Source organism: Pseudomonas sp. KK4 (genome assembly GCF_001984065.1).
Lineage (GTDB): Bacteria > Pseudomonadota > Gammaproteobacteria > Pseudomonadales > Pseudomonadaceae > Aquipseudomonas.
Genome location: NZ_LYVP01000018.1, coordinates 47600 through 64663 on the forward strand (window position 1 = coordinate 47600; position 17064 = coordinate 64663).

Annotated in this window: 16 protein-coding genes; 8 read left to right on the top strand and 8 right to left on the bottom strand. The window is 61.7% G+C overall.

Annotation, left to right across the window (positions count from 1 at the left end):
* Positions 1 to 25 precede the first annotated feature (25 nt).
* Both B0W55_RS09360 and B0W55_RS09365 read right to left on the bottom strand, forming a co-directional pair.
* Positions 26 to 385: a PilZ domain-containing protein gene (locus tag B0W55_RS09360; protein ID WP_077045717.1), complete on the bottom strand. Its 360-nt coding sequence runs from the start codon at positions 383 to 385 to the stop codon at positions 26 to 28.
* Between the two features lie 244 nt (positions 386 to 629).
* Positions 630 to 1007 carry a tol-pal system YbgF family protein gene (locus B0W55_RS09365; protein WP_077045718.1) on the bottom strand — a complete coding sequence of 126 codons (378 nt, stop codon included), beginning with the start codon at positions 1005 to 1007 and terminating at the stop codon, positions 630 to 632.
* Between the two features lie 171 nt (positions 1008 to 1178).
* Between B0W55_RS09365 and pyk the strand changes: the two genes are divergently transcribed.
* Positions 1179 to 2630 carry a pyruvate kinase gene (gene pyk, locus B0W55_RS09370; protein ID WP_077045719.1) on the top strand — a complete coding sequence of 484 codons (1452 nt, stop codon included), beginning with the start codon at positions 1179 to 1181 and terminating at the stop codon, positions 2628 to 2630.
* 195 nt (positions 2631 to 2825) lie between these two features.
* On the opposite strand, the gene B0W55_RS09375 is transcribed toward pyk, so the two are convergent.
* Genes B0W55_RS09375 through B0W55_RS09385 form a run of 3 tightly spaced genes read right to left on the bottom strand, consistent with a single transcriptional unit; the run spans position 2826 to position 5638 of the window.
* Entirely contained in the window at positions 2826 to 3575 is a 750-nt protein-coding gene (locus tag B0W55_RS09375; RefSeq protein WP_077045720.1) for an enoyl-CoA hydratase-related protein, read from the bottom strand.
* Between the two features lie 28 nt (positions 3576 to 3603).
* The gene (locus tag B0W55_RS09380) at positions 3604 to 4539 is read right to left on the bottom strand and encodes an iron-sulfur-binding ferredoxin reductase (protein WP_077045721.1); all 936 of its coding nucleotides are present in this window, start codon (positions 4537 to 4539) and stop codon (positions 3604 to 3606) included.
* On the bottom strand, positions 4532 to 5638 hold the full coding sequence (locus tag B0W55_RS09385; RefSeq protein WP_077045722.1) for a diguanylate cyclase: 1107 nt from the start codon (positions 5636 to 5638) through the stop codon (positions 4532 to 4534). Before B0W55_RS09385 ends, B0W55_RS09380 begins: the two co-directional genes overlap by 8 nt.
* 343 nt (positions 5639 to 5981) lie before the next feature.
* Here B0W55_RS09385 and B0W55_RS09390 point away from each other — a divergent pair, with 343 nt between their 5' ends.
* The 4 genes from B0W55_RS09390 (at position 5982) to B0W55_RS09405 (ending at position 12727) form a co-directional block, all read left to right on the top strand.
* Positions 5982 to 7505 (top strand): fumarate hydratase, encoded by a 1524-nt coding sequence (locus tag B0W55_RS09390; RefSeq protein WP_077045723.1) that lies wholly within the window; start codon positions 5982 to 5984, stop codon positions 7503 to 7505.
* 526 nt (positions 7506 to 8031) lie between these two features.
* On the top strand, positions 8032 to 9807 hold the full coding sequence (locus B0W55_RS09395) for an ATP-binding protein (protein WP_077045724.1): 1776 nt from the start codon (positions 8032 to 8034) through the stop codon (positions 9805 to 9807).
* Positions 9792 to 11117: a sigma-54 dependent transcriptional regulator gene (locus B0W55_RS09400; protein WP_077045725.1), complete on the top strand. Its 1326-nt coding sequence runs from the start codon at positions 9792 to 9794 to the stop codon at positions 11115 to 11117. Before B0W55_RS09395 ends, B0W55_RS09400 begins: the two co-directional genes overlap by 16 nt.
* Positions 11118 to 11407: 290 nt before the next feature.
* Positions 11408 to 12727, top strand: a complete 1320-nt coding sequence (locus B0W55_RS09405; RefSeq protein WP_077045726.1) for an MFS transporter — start codon at positions 11408 to 11410, stop codon at positions 12725 to 12727.
* A gap of 107 nt (positions 12728 to 12834) precedes the next feature.
* Here B0W55_RS09405 and B0W55_RS09410 read toward each other — a convergent pair whose 3' ends face one another.
* Positions 12835 to 13590 (bottom strand): hypothetical protein, encoded by a 756-nt coding sequence (locus B0W55_RS09410; protein WP_077045727.1) that lies wholly within the window; start codon positions 13588 to 13590, stop codon positions 12835 to 12837.
* Between the two features lie 344 nt (positions 13591 to 13934).
* Here B0W55_RS09410 and B0W55_RS09415 point away from each other — a divergent pair, with 344 nt between their 5' ends.
* Complete coding sequence (locus B0W55_RS09415; protein WP_077045744.1) at positions 13935 to 14189, top strand: hypothetical protein; 255 nt, start codon at positions 13935 to 13937, stop codon at positions 14187 to 14189.
* 257 nt (positions 14190 to 14446) lie between these two features.
* Positions 14447 to 15067, top strand: a complete 621-nt coding sequence (locus tag B0W55_RS09420; RefSeq protein ID WP_077045728.1) for a flavin reductase family protein — start codon at positions 14447 to 14449, stop codon at positions 15065 to 15067.
* Between the two features lie 24 nt (positions 15068 to 15091).
* On the opposite strand, the gene B0W55_RS09425 is transcribed toward B0W55_RS09420, so the two are convergent.
* Together B0W55_RS09425 and B0W55_RS09430 are read right to left on the bottom strand one after the other, a co-directional pair.
* Positions 15092 to 15322, bottom strand: a complete 231-nt coding sequence (locus B0W55_RS09425) for a hypothetical protein (RefSeq protein ID WP_077045729.1) — start codon at positions 15320 to 15322, stop codon at positions 15092 to 15094.
* Positions 15323 to 15363: 41 nt separating this feature from the next.
* Complete coding sequence (locus B0W55_RS09430) at positions 15364 to 15717, bottom strand: putative quinol monooxygenase (RefSeq protein WP_077045730.1); 354 nt, start codon at positions 15715 to 15717, stop codon at positions 15364 to 15366.
* 336 nt (positions 15718 to 16053) lie between these two features.
* On the opposite strand from B0W55_RS09430, the gene B0W55_RS09435 reads away from it, so the two are divergent.
* Positions 16054 to 17007, top strand: a complete 954-nt coding sequence (locus tag B0W55_RS09435; RefSeq protein WP_077045731.1) for an AraC family transcriptional regulator — start codon at positions 16054 to 16056, stop codon at positions 17005 to 17007.
* The last annotated feature ends 57 nt before the right edge of the window (positions 17008 to 17064 follow it).

Consider the following 17064-nt stretch of genomic DNA (forward strand, 5'->3'; position numbering starts at 1 on the left):
TGCTCGCGAAGGCGTCAGCTTTGTTTCAGGCAGAGGCCGGCAACGTCTGGAAGCTGAAATACTGCTTCAACGCCTCCACCAGTTGCGCATATTCCGGCGGCGCTCGCAGCAGGCTGAACCCGGCGTCATAGTGCCGGGGGGTCTCATCTTCATGACACCACAGACAACACGCCCGCAGCTCGATGATTTGTTGGCCCCCATCGACGGCAGGAATCTTCAGGCGCAGATCGAAGTCGGCGCCGATCATCATCGGCAACTGGCTGATCAGCATCAGCCCGTCTTCGGACACGTTGCCCAGGTAACCGATGGGTTTGTCAGTGACACTGTTGAACACTTTCAGAAAATACGGCAGTTGATGCCGCTCGATACGGCGGTCAGTGAACATGCTGAATTCGCTACGCAAGGCCCTTAAGCAGGGCCGCACTAATGCTTCGGAACAGGCCTGCCCGCTGATACCCAGGCAGATGTGGCCCGCTCTCCCCGATCCTGGCGCGACAGTCCATCAAGCCGCTGCCGCTTACGCCTACCGATCACAGGTGTTGCTCCAGTTTAGAAACCAGGCTCTAAACCGGTCTATTCGACTATAGCTTACCGCCGCCGGTCGGCCAGCCTTCAGATGACACCCACCATCAGAACTGGGTCGGACGCACCACTGCAGCACTGCGGGTCGGGTAGTGACCCAGGCTCTGCAAGGTTTCCAGACGGGCACGGGCGCGGTAGGCGTATTCGCTTTGCGGATAGGAAGCAATGATGAACTGGTACGTCTGGGCGGCGTCGACGAACAACTTCTGCCGTTCCAGGCATTGGCCGCGCATCATCGAGACTTCCGGCCACACATACGGCCGTGCCCGGCTCGCACGCTCGACCTTGGACAGTTCGAGCATCACTTGCTCGCAGTTGCCACGGTCATAGGCGCTGTAGGCCAGGTTCAAATGATGGTTCATGGAAAAACGGGTGCAGCCTGTCACACTGAAGAGGGCAAGGGCGGCAATCAACACGAATCGCATGGGAAATCTCCTGTCTTGGACGCTGTATCGACCCGTGGCCGAAAATCTTCAGGCTGCCCCGCGCAAAGTTGTAGCGTTCAATAAAGAAAGCAATAAGTAGTGCAAACGAACAATGACTACAACTTCGGACCATAGTAGCCTCACTCAGCGCTTGAACTCAGGAGTCTTTGCATGTCCGTCCGTCGTACCAAAATCGTCGCTACCCTTGGCCCGGCCAGTAACTCGCCGGAAGTTCTCGAACAGCTGATTCTGGCTGGCCTGGACGTCGCCCGCCTGAACTTCTCCCACGGCACCCCCGACGAGCACAAGGCTCGCGCGAAGCTGGTGCGTGACCTGGCCGCCAAGCACGGCCGCTTCGTCGCCCTGCTGGGTGACCTGCAAGGCCCGAAAATCCGTATCGCCAAATTCGCCAACAAGCGCATCGAGCTGAAGATCGGTGACCTGTTCACCTTCTCCACCAGCCATCCGCTGACCGAAGGCAACCAGCAAGTGGTCGGTATCGACTACCCGGACCTGGTCAAGGACTGCGGCGTGGGCGACGAGCTGCTGCTCGACGACGGTCGCGTGGTGATGCGCGTTGACACGGCCACTGCCACCGAACTGAACTGCACCGTGACCATCGGCGGCCCGCTGTCGGACCACAAGGGCATCAACCGTCGTGGCGGCGGCCTGACCGCTCCGGCCCTGACCGAGAAAGACAAGGCCGACATCAAGCTGGCCGCGGAAATGGAAGTCGACTACCTCGCCGTGTCCTTCCCCCGTGACGCCGCCGACATGGAATACGCCCGCAAACTGCGCGACGAAGCCGGCGGCACCGCCTGGCTGGTGGCGAAGATCGAACGCGCCGAAGCCGTGGCCGACGACGAAACCCTCGATGGCCTGATCAAGGCCTCCGACGCGGTGATGGTTGCCCGTGGTGACCTGGGCGTGGAAATCGGCGACGCCGAACTGGTGGGCATCCAGAAGAAGATCATTCTGCACGCACGCCGTCACAACAAGGCGGTGATCGTTGCGACCCAGATGATGGAGTCGATGATCCAGAACCCGATGCCGACCCGTGCCGAAGTGTCCGACGTGGCCAACGCCGTGCTCGACTACACCGACGCCGTGATGCTGTCGGCCGAAAGTGCTGCTGGCCAGTACCCGCTGGAAGCCGTCCAGGCCATGGCGCGTATCTGCGTCGGTGCCGAGAAGCACCCGACCAGCAAGACCTCGGGCCACCGTATCGGCACGGAATTCACTCGTTGCGACGAGAGCATCGCGCTGGCGACCATGTACACCGCCAACCACTTCCCGGGTGTGAAGGCGATCATCGCGCTGACTGAAAGCGGCTACACCCCGCTGATCATGTCGCGTATCCGGTCCTCGGTGCCGATCTACGCGTTCACCCCGCACCGTGAAGCCCAGGCACGCGCCGCGATGTTCCGTGGCGTGTACACCATTCCGTTCGATCCGGCTTCGCTGGCGCCCAACGAAGTGAGCCAGAAGGCCATCGACGAGCTGGTCAAGCGTGGCGTCGTGGAGAAAGGCGACTGGGTCATCCTGACCAAGGGCGACAGCTACCACACCACCGGCGGCACCAACGGCATGAAGATCCTGCACGTAGGCGACCCGATGGTCTGAGTGACCGGTTGCTGAAAAACAAGAGCCCCGCCATGTGAATGGCGGGGCTTTTTTTGTTTCTGTGATCCTGAAATTGTGTTGCCTGGGCTGACCCCTTCGCGAGCAAGCCCGCTCCCAGATTGGATCTTCAGTGTTCACACATCCCCTGTGGGAGCGGGCTTGCTCGCGAAGAGGCCCAACCAACCAACGCAAAATTCAATGCCGATTGATGAACCCCGCCAACGCCGCCATGGCCTCGGGCGAGCGCAAGCGTTGGGTAAACAACGCCCCCTCTTCTTCAATCACCTTGCGCAACAGCTCCCGGTCCGGGGCTTTCATCAGTTGCTTGCTGATGCGCACCGCCTCAGGCGGCAAGGACTCGAAACGCAGGGCCATCTCTCGCGCCCTGGCCAATGCCTGCTCGCCACTGCCCAGGGCTTCGGACGCAATACCCCAGGCGGCGGCCTGCTCACCATTGAACCCCTCGCCCAGCAGCAACAGTTCTGCCGCCTTGGCCTGCCCGAGCAAACGCGGCAGGATCAGGCTGGAACCGAACTCCGGGCACAACCCCAGGTTGACGAACGGCATGCGCAAGCGCGCGTCGCGGCTCACGTAGACCAGGTCGCAATGCAGCAACAGCGTCGTGCCGATGCCTACTGCCGCACCGGCCACGGCAGCGATTACCGGTTTGCGGCATTCAAGCAGGTTGAGCATGAACTGGAACACCGGGCTGTCGAGGTTGCTCGGCGGTTGCTGGATGAAGTCCGCGATGTCGTTGCCAGCAGTGAAGCAATCGCTGGAGCCGGTGATCAGCACCGCGTTGATGTCCGGGTCGTTATCGGCCTGTTTCAACGCTTCAGCCAGGTGGCTGTACATGGCGCGGGTCAGGGCGTTTTTCTTTTCCGGGCGATTGAGGCGCAGGGTCAGCAGGCCGCGTTCGCGTTCGATCTGGATTGCGTCGGTCATGGCAGGTCTCGCGTCTGGAAATCAGCGCTCAACCACGGGGCAGGAACACGTCGGCCAGCAGTTGATTGCGCGGCAATCCCGCCAGATACAGGCGTCGGGCAAAGGCGTCGACGCTGTCGGGGGCCCCGCAGAGTAAGGCCAGGGTTTGCCTTGAAACAAGCCGCAGTTGCGCCAAAGCCGCAGGCAACTCGGCCGCGGTCCACAGCTCGACACTAAGGTTAGAACGGCTGGCGGCCATGGCCTGCAAGGGCTTGGCCAGGTAGTGCTGACTGGCGTCATGGGCCAGGTGAATGACGCGGATTGCGCCCTGGTGATCGTGGCGCAACGCTTCGCGCAGCACACCGAACAATGGCCCAAGTCCAGTCCCCGAAGCCATCAACCACAGGGGGCGATCATGCCAGTCCGGATCGTAGTGCAATGCGCCGCCGCGCAACTCGCCGAGGCGGACCGGATCGCCAATGTTCAAGCGGCGTGCGGCATCGCTGAATTCCCCGGGCAACCGACAATCGAGGTGAAACTCCAGAAAACGGTCGTCTTCCGGCAGGCTGGCCAGGGAATACGGCCGCGCAACATTGCCGGCCCACAGCACCAAGTGCTGGCCGGCGGCGTAGCGCAATGGACGTTGGGGGGTCAGACGCAGGCGCAGCACGCTGTCGCTCAACCAATCGACGGCGGCAACTTCGGCCGGACGGCCATCCTGCAGTGGATCAAAGGTGTGTACCTGCAAGTCTTCGATCACCTGGCACTGACAGGCCAGGCGCCAGCCCTGTTGCCGTTGCTCGACGCTCAAGGCATCGGGACGGCTGTCGCCGGGCAGCCCTTGCACGCACTGCACCAGGCACGCATGGCAACTGCCAGCGCGACAGCTGTAAGGCACTGCGACACCGTTCTGATTCAGGGCATCAAGCAGATTGCTGCCCGCCGCCACTGACCATTGGCGCTCGCCCACGCGCAACTCAGGCATCGACGTTTTCCCACGCGGCGGCACAACGGTTGCGCCCGTCACGCTTGGCCCGGTACAGCGCCTGATCGGCACGTTGCAAGGCATCGTCGAGGTCGTCACCCGGCTCCAGCAGGGTCATGCCGGCGGACAGGCTGAGATTGCGCACATTCAGGCCCAACAACTCGACATCGGTGAACGCAATGCGCAGACGCTCGCAACAGGAGGTCAGGCTGTCCGCATCGCAATCAGGCAGCAGAACCACGAACTCTTCGCCGCCGTAACGGGCCAGGACGTCCCCGTCGCGCAGGCACGCGGTGGCTACACCGGCGAAGGCCTGCAGCACCTGATCGCCCGCGGCATGGCCGTGCATGTCATTGATGCGTTTGAAATGGTCGAGGTCGATCAGCGCCAGGCCATGCATCACACCGCTGTCCATGACATTGAGCTCGCGGGAGGCCAGGCGCAGGAAATGCCGGCGGTTGAACAGACCGGTCAACTCATCGGTGGCGACCAGGTCTTCGAGCTGTCGCATCATCCCGCGCAAGGTGTCCTGGTGCGCCTGCAACGCAAACCGCCGCTGGCGCATGCGATGGCGCGAGGCCTGCACATAACCGGCATACAGCACCAGCCAGACCAGCACGATCAACAGCACGCACACCTGCAGCGCCGCCAACGCCGGGTCGGGCAACTGGAAGTGATAGCCCTCCCACAGCGTGATGGCACTGAAACTGAAGAACACCAGCAACGCGCAGCGCAGGAACGATCGTCGAGACAGGTGGAACAGCCCGAACAACAGAATCAGAACGTAGAAGACCAGGAAGGCCCCACGGGCATCGTCGAGGTGGGCAATCAACCAGGTTTGCCAGCCCAGCCCCATCAATACCTGGGCTTCGGTCAGGCTGGGATCGGCAAAGCGCAGATTGCACCCGGAGTAGAACACCGCGAACAACGCCGCCTGACTGACGACCACCAGCGCACTGCCGATGGCCACGCCTGCCAGTGAGTCCTGGTAGTGCCCGGTAAAAAACGCCAGCCACAGCAACAGCAGTGCCAGGGCATAGGTGCCGGCCGCGAGGGCGAAACGTTTAAGCAACAAGCGCTGAATGGCGTTATGGGTCAATCGTTGACTCACCAAATGAAAGGAGACTGATCGAGCGTCCTACTCTACAGACCGGATGTCACTTTAGTGGCGTGGCCGATAAATGACCATTCAATTTTCGAAACGCCAGCTGTTACATCGACTGCCGCATACCCTTCGCCAGCGGCGACAGGTTTTGGGCGATATGCGACCAACGTTTGACTACCGGCGCGTGTGCCCTCGAGCCAGGCGCGGTATACTGCCGCGCCTTTTTAGCGTCGCGCCAGCATGCCCGGCGTGCCTTGAAAGGTGCTTGCAACCGACCGATGCACCCAAGCTGCAAGCACCTTATTGAATGTTCCCGTCTTTTAGAGGAGCGCGACTCATGACCGTGATCAAGCAAGACGACCTGATTCAGAGCGTTGCCGACGCCCTGCAGTTCATTTCCTATTACCACCCCGTGGATTTCATCCAGGCGATGCACGAGGCCTACCTGCGTGAAGAATCGCCGGCTGCCCGTGACTCCATGGCGCAGATCCTGATCAACTCGCGCATGTGCGCCACCGGCCACCGTCCGATCTGCCAGGACACCGGCATCGTCACCGTGTTTGTCCGCGTGGGCATGGACGTGCGTTGGGATGGCGCCACCATGGGCCTGGACGACATGATCAACGAAGGCGTGCGTCGCGCCTACAACCTGCCGGAAAACGTCCTGCGCGCTTCGATCCTCGCCGACCCGGCGGGCGCTCGCAAGAACACCAAGGACAACACACCGGCCGTTATCCACTACTCCATCGTCCCGGGTAACACCGTGGAAGTGGACGTGGCGGCCAAGGGCGGCGGTTCCGAGAACAAGTCGAAGATGGCCATGCTCAACCCGTCCGACTCGATCGTCGACTGGGTGCTCAAGACCGTTCCGACCATGGGCGCCGGCTGGTGCCCACCGGGCATGCTCGGCATCGGCATCGGCGGCACCGCCGAGAAAGCCGCAGTGATGGCCAAGGAAGTGTTGATGGAATCCATCGACATCCACGAGTTGAAAAAGCGCGGCCCGTCCAACCGTATCGAAGAGATGCGCCTGGAGCTGTTCGAGAAGGTCAACCAACTGGGCATCGGCGCCCAGGGCCTGGGCGGCCTGACCACCGTGCTCGACGTGAAGATCATGGACTACCCGACCCACGCCGCCTCCCTGCCGGTGTGCATGATCCCGAACTGCGCCGCCACCCGTCACGCCCACTTCGTGCTCGACGGATCCGGCCCGGCTTCGCTGGAAGCGCCACCGCTGGACGCCTACCCGGAAATCGTCTGGGAAGCCGGCCCGTCGGCCCGTCGCGTCGACCTCGACACCCTGACCCCGGAAGACGTGCAGAGCTGGAAGCCGGGTGAAACCATCCTGCTCAACGGCAAGATGCTCACCGGCCGCGACGCTGCGCACAAGCGCATGGTCGAGATGCTGAACAAGGGTGAAACCCTGCCGGTGGACCTCAAGGGTCGCTTCATCTATTACGTCGGCCCGGTCGATCCGGTGCGCGAAGAAGTGGTGGGCCCGGCCGGCCCGACCACCGCGACGCGGATGGACAAGTTCACCCGTCAGATCCTCGAGCAAACCGGCCTGCTGGGCATGATCGGCAAATCCGAGCGCGGCCCAACCGCCATCGACGCGATCAAGGACAACAAGGCCGTCTACCTGATGGCAGTGGGCGGCGCGGCCTACCTGGTGGCGCAAGCCATCAAGAAATCCCGCGTCGTGGCCTTCGCCGAACTGGGCATGGAAGCGATCTACGAGTTCGACGTCAAAGACATGCCGGTGACCGTAGCGGTCGACAGCAAAGGCGAGTCGGTACACATCACCGGTCCTGCCATCTGGCAGAAAAAGATCAGTGAAAGCCTGGCGGTGGAAGTGCAGTAAGCGCTTCGACTGATCGAAAAAAGGCGACAGGAGCATGCTCCCGTCGCCTTTTTTATTGCCTGATGATGCTGTACCTGTGGCGAGGGAGCTCGCTCCCGTTGGCTGCGTAGCAGCCCCTTTTCAGGGCCGCTCCGCGCCCCAACGGGAGCAAGCTCCCTCGCCACAGGTCTTGCCTGTAAGTTAAAACCATCTCCTTACAGGTCGAGCGTTAGCTCGCATGCAGCTCTTGATCTTGATCCACCCGCCCCTTCGGCAGGCTGAGCGGAGGCGTTCATCCGGGGATCGACTGTCAGGCCGTCATCGCTGGCAGGCCAGCTCCCACAGAGGATTGAGTACATCCGCAAGAGACAGGTCGGCTGTCAGGCCGCCTTCGCGAGCAAGCCCGCTCCCACATTGGGTTTGCGTACATCGTGAAAGGCAGTGGGCTGTCAGGCGGGCCAGCTCCCACGGGAAGCGGTTTTGTGGGATCACACCAAAGCCCCATGTTATGGTGCGCCCCCTCCCGTCCCCATGTGTAATACCCAGCATGTTCGTGTCATCTCGCCCCTTGCGCCTGACGCTCTACACCTTGGTGATCATCGCCGGTGCCGTCATCGCCGCCGCCCTGGCCATGCGCCACACCATGCGCCAGTCCATGGTCGAAGACGCGGCCCGGGCCAATCAGCAATTGGCCCTGTACGCCACCTCCCTGCATACCCTGATCGAACGCTACCGCGCCTTGCCCTCGGTACTCGCCCTGGACCCGCAACTGCGCGACGCGCTCAAGGGCCCGGTCAGCCCCGAGCAACAGGACCTGCTGAACCGCAAGCTGGAAAAAATCAACGGCGCTGCCGAATCCTCGACCCTGGAACTGCTCGATCGTACCGGCCTTGCGGTCGCGGCGAGCAACTGGCGCCTGCCCAGCAGTTACGTCGGCCACAACTATGGTTTCCGCCCGTATTTCAGCCAGACCCGTACCCAGGGCACCGGGCGTTTTTATGCCGTGGGGGTCACCAGCGGCATCCCGGGTTACTTCCTCTCCAGTGCCGTGACCAACGACGACGGGCAGTTCCTCGGCGCCATGGTGGTCAAACTGGAGTTTCCGGAACTGGAACGCGAATGGCGCCAGGGCAACGACACCCTGCTGGTCAGCGACGCCCGCGGGATCATCTTCATCGCCAACCAGCCGGGTTGGCGCTATCGACTGTTGAAACCGCTCAATGACACCGATCACGCCGAGCTCAAGTCCACCCGCCAGTACGACAAACAGCCGCTGACGCTGCTGGACCATCAATCGCTGCGCCGCTTTGACGACAACAGCGAACTGGCACGGGTGCAGGGGCCCGACGGCGCGGCGGATTACCTGTGGGAATCCCTGCCGCTGGCCACCGAAGGCTGGACCCTGCACCTGCTGCGTCGTCCCCAGGTGGCGTTCGAGGACAGTCGCAACGCCGCGCTCGCCGCCGCAGGCCTTTGGCTGACCCTGGTATTTCTGCTGCTGTTCCTCAACCAGCGCTGGCGTCTGGCGAAAATGCGCCAGCGCAGCCGCGAGGAGCTTGAACGGCTTGTGGAAGAACGCACCCGTGACCTGCGCACCGCCCAGGAAGGCCTGGTGCAATCGGCCAAACTCGCCGCCCTCGGGCAGATGTCGGCGGCATTGGCCCATGAGATCAATCAGCCGTTGACCGCGCAGCGCATGCAATTGGCCACGCTGCGGCTGCTGCTCGATCACGGCCGGGTCGACGACGCCTACAAGGCCCTCAAACCGGTGGACGACATGCTCACCCGCATGGCCGCCCTCACCGGCCACCTGAAGACCTTCGCCCGCAAGAGCCCCGGTGGCTTGCGCGAACGCCTCGACCTGGCGTCGGTGGTGGACCAATCGCTGGAATTGCTCGACACCCGTTTGCGCGACGAACAGGTCAGCACCGTGCTGCACCTGACCCGCCCGGCCTGGGTGCGCGGCGATGCGATTCGTCTGGAGCAGGTACTGATCAACCTGCTGCGCAATGCCCTGGACGCAATGCAGGACAAACCCTGCAAGCGCCTGGAAATCCGCCTGGAGGCCGAAGAACAGCTGTGGCGCCTGAGCATCATCGACAACGGCAGCGGCATTGCCGAAGAAAACCTGCCCAAGGTGTTCGACCCGTTTTTCACCACCAAACCGGTGGGCGATGGCCTGGGTATCGGCCTGGCGGTGTCCTTCGCTATCGTTCATGAATCCGGCGGGCGCCTGACCGCAGATAACCACGCCAATGGCGCGGTGTTCTGCCTGACCCTGCCCATCGATCTGGAGGCCCATGGCTCATGCTCAACTCAGTGATGGTGGTCGACGACGAAAGCAGCATCCGCAGCGCCGTTGAACAATGGTTGAGCCTGTCCGGTTTCGACGTGCAGTTGTTCAGCCGGGCCGATGAATGCCTGGCGCAATTGCCCAGGCATTTTGCCGGGGTGATTCTCAGCGATGTGCGCATGCCCGGCATGACGGGCCTGGAACTGCTCGCCGAAGTGCAGCGTCGCGATGCCGACCTGCCGGTGATCCTGCTGACCGGCCACGGCGATGTGCCAATGGCGGTCGATGCCATGCGCGACGGTGCCTACGACTTCCTGGAAAAACCCTTCAGCCCGCAAACCCTGCTCGACAGCCTGCGCCGCGCATTGGACAAGCGCCGGCTGGTCCTGGAGAACCGCGCCTTGCACGAGCAGGCGGACAACCGCGCCAAACTCGACGCCACGCTGCTCGGCGTATCCCGCGGCCTGCAAACCCTGCGCGGCCAAGTGCTGGATCTGGCAGCGTTGCCGGTCAACGTACTGATCCGTGGCGAAACCGGCAGCGGCAAGGAGTTGGTCGCCCGCTGCCTGCACGACTTCGGCCCCCGCGCTGACAAGCCCTTCGTCGCCCTCAACTGCGCGGCCATCCCCGAGCAACTGTTCGAAGCCGAGCTGTTCGGCCACGAAAGCGGCGCCTTTACCGGTGCACAGGGCAAGCGCATCGGCAAACTCGAATACGCTGACGGCGGTACCCTGTTTCTGGATGAAATCGAGAGCATGCCCCTGGCGCAGCAGGTGAAGTTGTTGCGGGTTTTGCAGGAACAGAAGTTGGAACGCCTGGGTTCGAACCAAAGCATCCGCGTAGATCTGCGGATCATTGCCGCCACTAAACCGGACCTGCTCGATGAAGCACGGGCCGGGCGTTTTCGCGAGGACCTGGCCTATCGCCTGACCGTCGCCGAGTTGCGTCTGGCGCCGTTGCGCGACCGCCGCGAAGACATTCCTTTGCTCTACGAAACCTTCGCCCGTCAGGCCGCCGAGCGGCTGGGGCGTGCCTTCTCCCCCTTGAGCGGCGCGCAACTGAGTCACCTGCTGAGCCACGACTGGCCGGGCAACGTGCGCGAACTGGCGAACGTGGCGGAACGTCAGGTGCTGGGCCTGGGCGAGCCGGTGCCAGCGGGCATTGAGCCGGGCCAGTCACTGGCGGCGCAGCAGGAAGCCTTCGAAGCGCAATGCCTGCGCGCCGCCTTGATCAGGCACAAGGGCGACGTCAAAGCGGTGCTCGAAGAACTGCAACTGCCGCGCCGCACCTTCAATGAAAAGATGCAGCGGCATGGGTTGAACAGAGAGATGTTTTTGTAGTGTCTGAACCGGCCCCTTCGCGAGCAAGCCCGCTCCCACAATGGTCCGTGCGCACCTGTTCAATGTGGGAGCGGGCTTGCTCGCGAAGAGGCCGCCAGAGACGATAAAAAACCCCAGCCCAATGAGCAATTTTCCGCTCGCACGCCCTCGCCAATAAGCGGATTTCCGCTCACCCGAACCCCTCAACCCCTCTAGCCCGGCCCTCCTTCCCTTGGCACAGCTCCTGCTATAGCCCCCGCAGGCTGCGTTTCAACGCGCTCCACAAAAACAATTAAACGAAGGATCCTTCAATGGATAACTCCAACGCCCTGCCCCTTGGGTCGGCTGCCGTGCCGGCCAAAGAACGCACCACCGCCAGCCGCATCAAATCGATCTTCAGCGGTTCGGTCGGCAACATGGTCGAGTGGTACGACTGGTACGTCTACGCCGCTTTCTCGCTGTACTTCGCCAAGACCTTCTTCCCCGCCGGTTCCTCCACCGCACAGCTGATGAACACCGCCGCGATCTTCGCCGTGGGCTTCCTGATGCGTCCGATCGGTGGCTGGCTGATGGGCCTCTACGCCGACAAGGTCGGGCGCAAAAAAGCGCTGATGGCCTCGGTGTACCTGATGTGCTTCGGCTCGTTGCTGATCGCCCTGAGCCCGAACTATGAAACCATCGGTATCGGCGCGCCGATCCTGCTGGTGTTCGCCCGCTTGCTGCAGGGCCTGTCGGTCGGTGGTGAGTACGGCACCTCCGCCACTTACCTCAGCGAGATGGCGACCAAGGAACGTCGCGGCTTCTACTCCAGCTTCCAGTACGTGACCCTGATCTCCGGCCAGCTCATCGCGTTGGCGGTGCTGATCGTGCTGCAACAGCTGCTCACCACCGAACAGCTGTACGCCTGGGGCTGGCGCATCCCGTTCGCCATCGGCGCGCTGTGTGCCGTGGTCGCGCTGTACCTGCGTCGCGGCATGGAAGAAACCGAGTCGTTCACCAAGAAAGAAAAGGCCAAGGAAAGCGCGATGCGCACCTTGCTGCGTCATCCCAAGGAACTGTTGACCGTGGTCGGCCTGACCATGGGTGGCACCCTGGCGTTCTACACCTACACCACCTACATGCAGAAATACCTGGTGAATACCGTCGGCATGAGCATCTCCGACTCCACCAGCATTTCCGCCGCCACCCTGTTCCTGTTCATGTGCCTGCAACCGATCATCGGTGGCCTGTCGGACAAGATCGGCCGTCGTCCGATCCTGATCGCCTTCGGCGTGCTGGGCACGATCTTCACCGTGCCGATCCTGATGACCCTGCACACCATCCAGACCTGGTGGGGCGCGTTCTTCCTGATCATGGCCGCCCTGATCATCGTCAGCGGCTACACCTCGATCAACGCGGTGGTCAAAGCCGAACTGTTCCCTACCGAAATCCGCGCCCTGGGCGTCGGCCTGCCGTACGCGCTGACCGTATCGATCTTCGGCGGCACCGCCGAATACATCGCCCTGTGGTTCAAGAGCATCGGCATGGAAACCGGTTACTACTGGTACGTGACCGCGTGCATCGCCGTGTCGTTGCTGGTGTACATCACCATGAAAGACACCCGCAAGCATTCGCGGATCGTCACCGACTGACTGCCTGAATAAGGCCGGTCACGCTGGTTTGTTCACGGGCCAGCCTCGCTCCTGCAGATCGATCATGCAGAAGCAAGGCTGGCCCGCGATGGCCACGAACCGGTCTATCAGGACAACTCGGCCACCGGCTGTTTCCCGAAGCGCTTCTGCGCGATCGACGCCCCCACAATCATCACCAGCAGAATCCCCGCCAACACCAGCGACGAACCGATGGTGCCGAAATCCAGGCCGCCCTTCTCATGGGGTTTGGTCAGGAAGTCACCCAGCGTGGCACCGAAAGGTCGAGTCAGTACAAACGCGACCCAGAACAGGACAACCGTCGAAATCTTCGTGAAATATTTGAGCAGCACCACCACCGCGATGGTCGAGCCGATCAACAGCGCGCCGCCGGCAAATCCAAGGCCGGAATCGTCGGCCAGATAGTCGCCCAGCGCTGTGCCCAGGGTGTTGGAAAACAGAATCGCCATCCAGTAGAACATCTCCCCGCGAAACGTCTGGACCTTGGTCACGTTGAGCGAATCGCCGCTCAGGCGCCAGGCGGCAAAAATCCCCAACAGAATCGCAATCAGGATCATCGAACCGGTGGCATACCCCAGCCCGAGGGTTCGGTCCATGAAATCGGACATGGTCGTACCCGCCGTGCTGGTCGACAGAATCACGATCCAGTACAGCACCGGCTTGTAGGTTTTGGACATCAACTGGCTGACCAATGTCAGCACGAACACGCTGATCAGTATCAGGGAACTGAGGGCATAGCCCACATTGAGGGTCATGGACAACAAGTCGCCGGCGGTTTCTCCCAGGGTCGTCGCGCAGATTTTCATCACCCAGAATGCCAGGGTGATTTGGGGAAGTTTGTTCATCGATGGAGCTCCATGGTCTTGAAGGTCGTTTCTTCGGTTTATCCGATGACGCGCAGACTGGAGAGGCAACGGTGAAAAATGGGTAGGCGCTTTATGAAAAAACTGTCACACGGGCAAAAGAACGGATTAATCACGCGTTAATGCGCGCCCTGCAACCTGACTCTGCCTGATCGATTAATTGCGATGCGCTCATTTCAGCGTTGAACGCGACAAAGCCTGCCGGCCTTAACATCTATTTAATCGATTGTTTTTAGCATTATTTTGCGCTTTTTAATCAGTTTAATTGGCGTAGCATGAAACCCATGCCCAAGACACAAAACGCCAAAGAATCTGGAGAAATGAAAATGAAAACCAAACTGTTCCTTGCCATGGCCCTGACCGTACTGGCCGCCAACACCTTCGCCGCCGACGGTTTCGACCGTACCGGCTCCGCTGTCGCAGCAGACGGCTTTGACCGCACCGGCTCCGCGACCGTCGTTGAAGACGGCTACAACCGCACCGGCTCGGCGACTTTCGCCGAAGATGGCTACGATCGCACCGGCGGCGCCACCGTTGCCGAAGACGGCTACGATCACACCGGCGGCGCCACCGTCAGCTGAGTCACCCCAGCGGCACCAAAGCCCGGCCTCGGCCGGGCTTGGTCATTTCTGGATGTACGCAAAATTCGGTCGCATCGCAAAACCTGTGGGAGCGGGCTTGCTCGCGAAAGCGCTGGTCCAAACAGCATGAATGTCCACTGACCCAACGCATTCGCGAGCAAACCCCTCCCACAAGGGGACTTCATCGGACTGGAAATCACCCGCGTGCCCTTGCACTATGGTTCGCATCTGATTGAAGCCCGAAGGAACACCGACCCATGCCCGACGACACCCACTACTACGAACCCGCCAAAGGCCACGGCCTGCCCCACGATCCGTTCAACGCGATCGTCGGCCCGCGCCCCATCGGCTGGATCTCTTCGCAGGATGCCCAAGGTCGCTTGAACCTGGCGCCCTACAGTTTCTTCAACGCCTTCAACTACATTCCGCCGATCATCGGGTTTTCCAGCATCGGCCGCAAAGACAGCCTGAACAACATCGAACAGACCGGCGAGTTCGTGTGGAACCTGGCGACCCGGCCACTGGCCGAGCAGATGAACCAGAGCTGCGCCAACGTGGGACCTGAGGTCAACGAGTTCGAACTGTCGGGGCTGAGTACCGTCGCCTCGACAATCATTTCAGTGCCACGGGTCGCCGAAACCCCGGTGTCCTTCGAGTGCAAGGTCACGCAGATCATTCAGTTGCAGCGTGCGGACGGCAATGTGGTGCCGAGCTGGCTGATCCTCGGCGAAGTGGTCGCCGTGCATATCGCCAAACGGTTGTTGAAAGATGGGGTGTACGACACCGCCGCCGCAGAACCGATTCTGCGCGGCGGCGGGCCGGCGGATTATTTCCAGCTGGGGCCAGAGGCGTTGTTCAAGATGTATCGCCCGAGGTGAAACGCCCCAAGGCCTGTCAAAGGGTTACCAGATCAGTTCGCCGTCTTCGCCGACACCCTTGAGGTGCGTCAGCTGCAGGGCAGCGGCTTCGTCCGCTTCCTTGGCGGTCTTGAACGTCTGGTCTTCCAGCAGCTTGTTGAAGCGAGGCGCACCCGCGCCACCGATGGCTTTGGTGGCGATTGCCGCGTAGTAACCGCCTTCGCGGGGGACTACCGCCGATACGGCTTCGAAGGTTTCAAAGGCTTTGCGTGCCATGTCGCGAATCCTGACTGATTGAGAATGCTGCCATTAAACCCTCAACCCGCCAGTTTGTGTACCGCTGCCCCGGATTGACGCAGGGCCTGCGCCGCCGAGACTTCCCTGAAGGTGTGGAAGTCCAGGCTGTTGACCACCAGGTCCTGCACCAGCTCGGCGAACACCTCCATGGCCGGGGTGCTGAAATACGCGGTCATGGCCTGTTGATTGACCCAGGAGCCGGACACCAGCCAAAGGTCCGGGTCGCCTTGGGAATGTTGCAGGGCAAAACTCAGGCAGCCCGAGGCCGCGCGGGACGGTTCGATCAGCGCGCTCAGGCGCAGACCGAGTTCCTGTGAATGCCCGGCGCGTGCACGGACAAAAGCCATATGACTGACGGGGATCTGCTTTGACATGTTCAACCCTCCCGGGGAGTCGCGTGGCAGCCAGGGGACGGGCTGCGACAGGATCAAAGGTTAAAGGCCCGGGCGCCTGTGCCGTTAGTCGATTCCTGCCGCTGCATTGCACAATCCTGCGAGACTGCCGTGACAGCCTGTAAAAATTTGTAAAACCCCGCCGGGATTGGCTAACCGTGTTTCCAGCAAGTTTTCCCCTTTATCCACGAGGTTGCCGCACTCAACGAATAACCCCATGCAGAATCAGGCAATCATTCGACAGGATGTGTCTACCGCTTCGGCTTGCACAAACTTATGCTCTGCCCCATCAAACCCGCCCTGCCGAGGATGCCGTGCATGTCGTCACTCGATCGCTTTTTACAAGAGCAGCTACAAGAGCAACTCGCCCCCCTGGATGACCCCATGGAACAGCAGCGTGCGGAACTGGCGGCGATCATCCGGCGCACCACCGCCGAGGATGGCAATTACGCCACCGCCATCGATTCCCTGTTCATGTCGCGCCACAGTCAGAACCACGAATTCGCCCCGGTGCTCGCTCAACCCGCACTGTGCATCATGGCCCAGGGGCGCAAGGAAGTTAGGCTGGCGGATGAACTGTTCAACTACGACCCGTTGAACTACCTGGTGGTCTCGGTCTCGATGCCGCTCAGCGGGCGGATCGTCAATGTCTCGGCCGAAGAACCGATCCTCGCCGTACGCCTGGATATCGACCCGGCGGAAATCTCCGCATTGATCGCCGATGCCGGCCCCATGGGCGTACCTGCCCGGCCCACCGGTCGCGGGCTATATGTGGAACGCCTGGACAGTGCGATGCTCGACGCGGTGCTGCGCCTGGCACGGTTGCTCGACACGCCGAAAGACATCGCCATGCTCGCGCCGCTGATCCGCCGGGAAATCCTCTACCGGCTGCTGCGCAGCAAACAGGGACACCGCCTGTATGAAATCGCTGTCGCCAACAGCCAGAGCCACCGCATCAGCCAGGCGATCAAATGGCTCAACGGCAACTTTGAGCAACCCTTGCGCATCGACGATCTGGCCAAAGAGGTGAACCTGAGCGTGTCGACATTGCATCACCGCTTCAAGGCGATGACGGCGATGAGTCCGTTGCAATATCAGAAGCAATTGCGCCTGCAGGAGGCGCGGCGACTGATGCTGGCCGAGGGGCTGGAAGCGTCGGCGGCGGGGTATCGGGTGGGGTATGAAAGCCCTTCGCAGTTCAGCCGGGAATACAGCCGCCTGTTCGGGGCTCCGCCGCTGCGGGATCTGGCGCGGTTGCGGTTGTCGGTTTGATCCAGGGTTTCTCTGCGGCTATTGACGCCTTCGCGAGCAAGCCCGCTCCCACATTTG

What these genes read in the sequence shown, in the direction of transcription:
- B0W55_RS09360 (WP_077045717.1), bottom strand. Translation starts at nt 385, where the DNA reads ATGTTCACTGACCGCCGTATCGAGCGGCATCAACTGCCGTATTTTCTG.
- B0W55_RS09380 (WP_077045721.1), bottom strand. Translation starts at nt 4,539, where the DNA reads ATGCCTGAGTTGCGCGTGGGCGAGCGCCAATGGTCAGTGGCGGCGGGC.
- B0W55_RS09425 (WP_077045729.1), bottom strand. Translation starts at nt 15,322, where the DNA reads ATGGCACGCAAAGCCTTTGAAACCTTCGAAGCCGTATCGGCGGTAGTC.
- B0W55_RS09405 (WP_077045726.1), top strand. Translation starts at nt 11,408, where the DNA reads ATGGATAACTCCAACGCCCTGCCCCTTGGGTCGGCTGCCGTGCCGGCC.
- B0W55_RS09390 (WP_077045723.1), top strand. Translation starts at nt 5,982, where the DNA reads ATGACCGTGATCAAGCAAGACGACCTGATTCAGAGCGTTGCCGACGCC.
- B0W55_RS09375 (WP_077045720.1), bottom strand. Translation starts at nt 3,575, where the DNA reads ATGACCGACGCAATCCAGATCGAACGCGAACGCGGCCTGCTGACCCTG.
- B0W55_RS09410 (WP_077045727.1), bottom strand. Translation starts at nt 13,590, where the DNA reads ATGAACAAACTTCCCCAAATCACCCTGGCATTCTGGGTGATGAAAATC.
- B0W55_RS09435 (WP_077045731.1), top strand. Translation starts at nt 16,054, where the DNA reads ATGTCGTCACTCGATCGCTTTTTACAAGAGCAGCTACAAGAGCAACTC.
- B0W55_RS09430 (WP_077045730.1), bottom strand. Translation starts at nt 15,717, where the DNA reads ATGTCAAAGCAGATCCCCGTCAGTCATATGGCTTTTGTCCGTGCACGC.
- B0W55_RS09420 (WP_077045728.1), top strand. Translation starts at nt 14,447, where the DNA reads ATGCCCGACGACACCCACTACTACGAACCCGCCAAAGGCCACGGCCTG.
- pyk (WP_077045719.1), top strand. Translation starts at nt 1,179, where the DNA reads ATGTCCGTCCGTCGTACCAAAATCGTCGCTACCCTTGGCCCGGCCAGT.
- B0W55_RS09400 (WP_077045725.1), top strand. Translation starts at nt 9,792, where the DNA reads ATGCTCAACTCAGTGATGGTGGTCGACGACGAAAGCAGCATCCGCAGC.
- B0W55_RS09395 (WP_077045724.1), top strand. Translation starts at nt 8,032, where the DNA reads ATGTTCGTGTCATCTCGCCCCTTGCGCCTGACGCTCTACACCTTGGTG.
- B0W55_RS09415 (WP_077045744.1), top strand. Translation starts at nt 13,935, where the DNA reads ATGAAAACCAAACTGTTCCTTGCCATGGCCCTGACCGTACTGGCCGCC.
- B0W55_RS09365 (WP_077045718.1), bottom strand. Translation starts at nt 1,007, where the DNA reads ATGCGATTCGTGTTGATTGCCGCCCTTGCCCTCTTCAGTGTGACAGGC.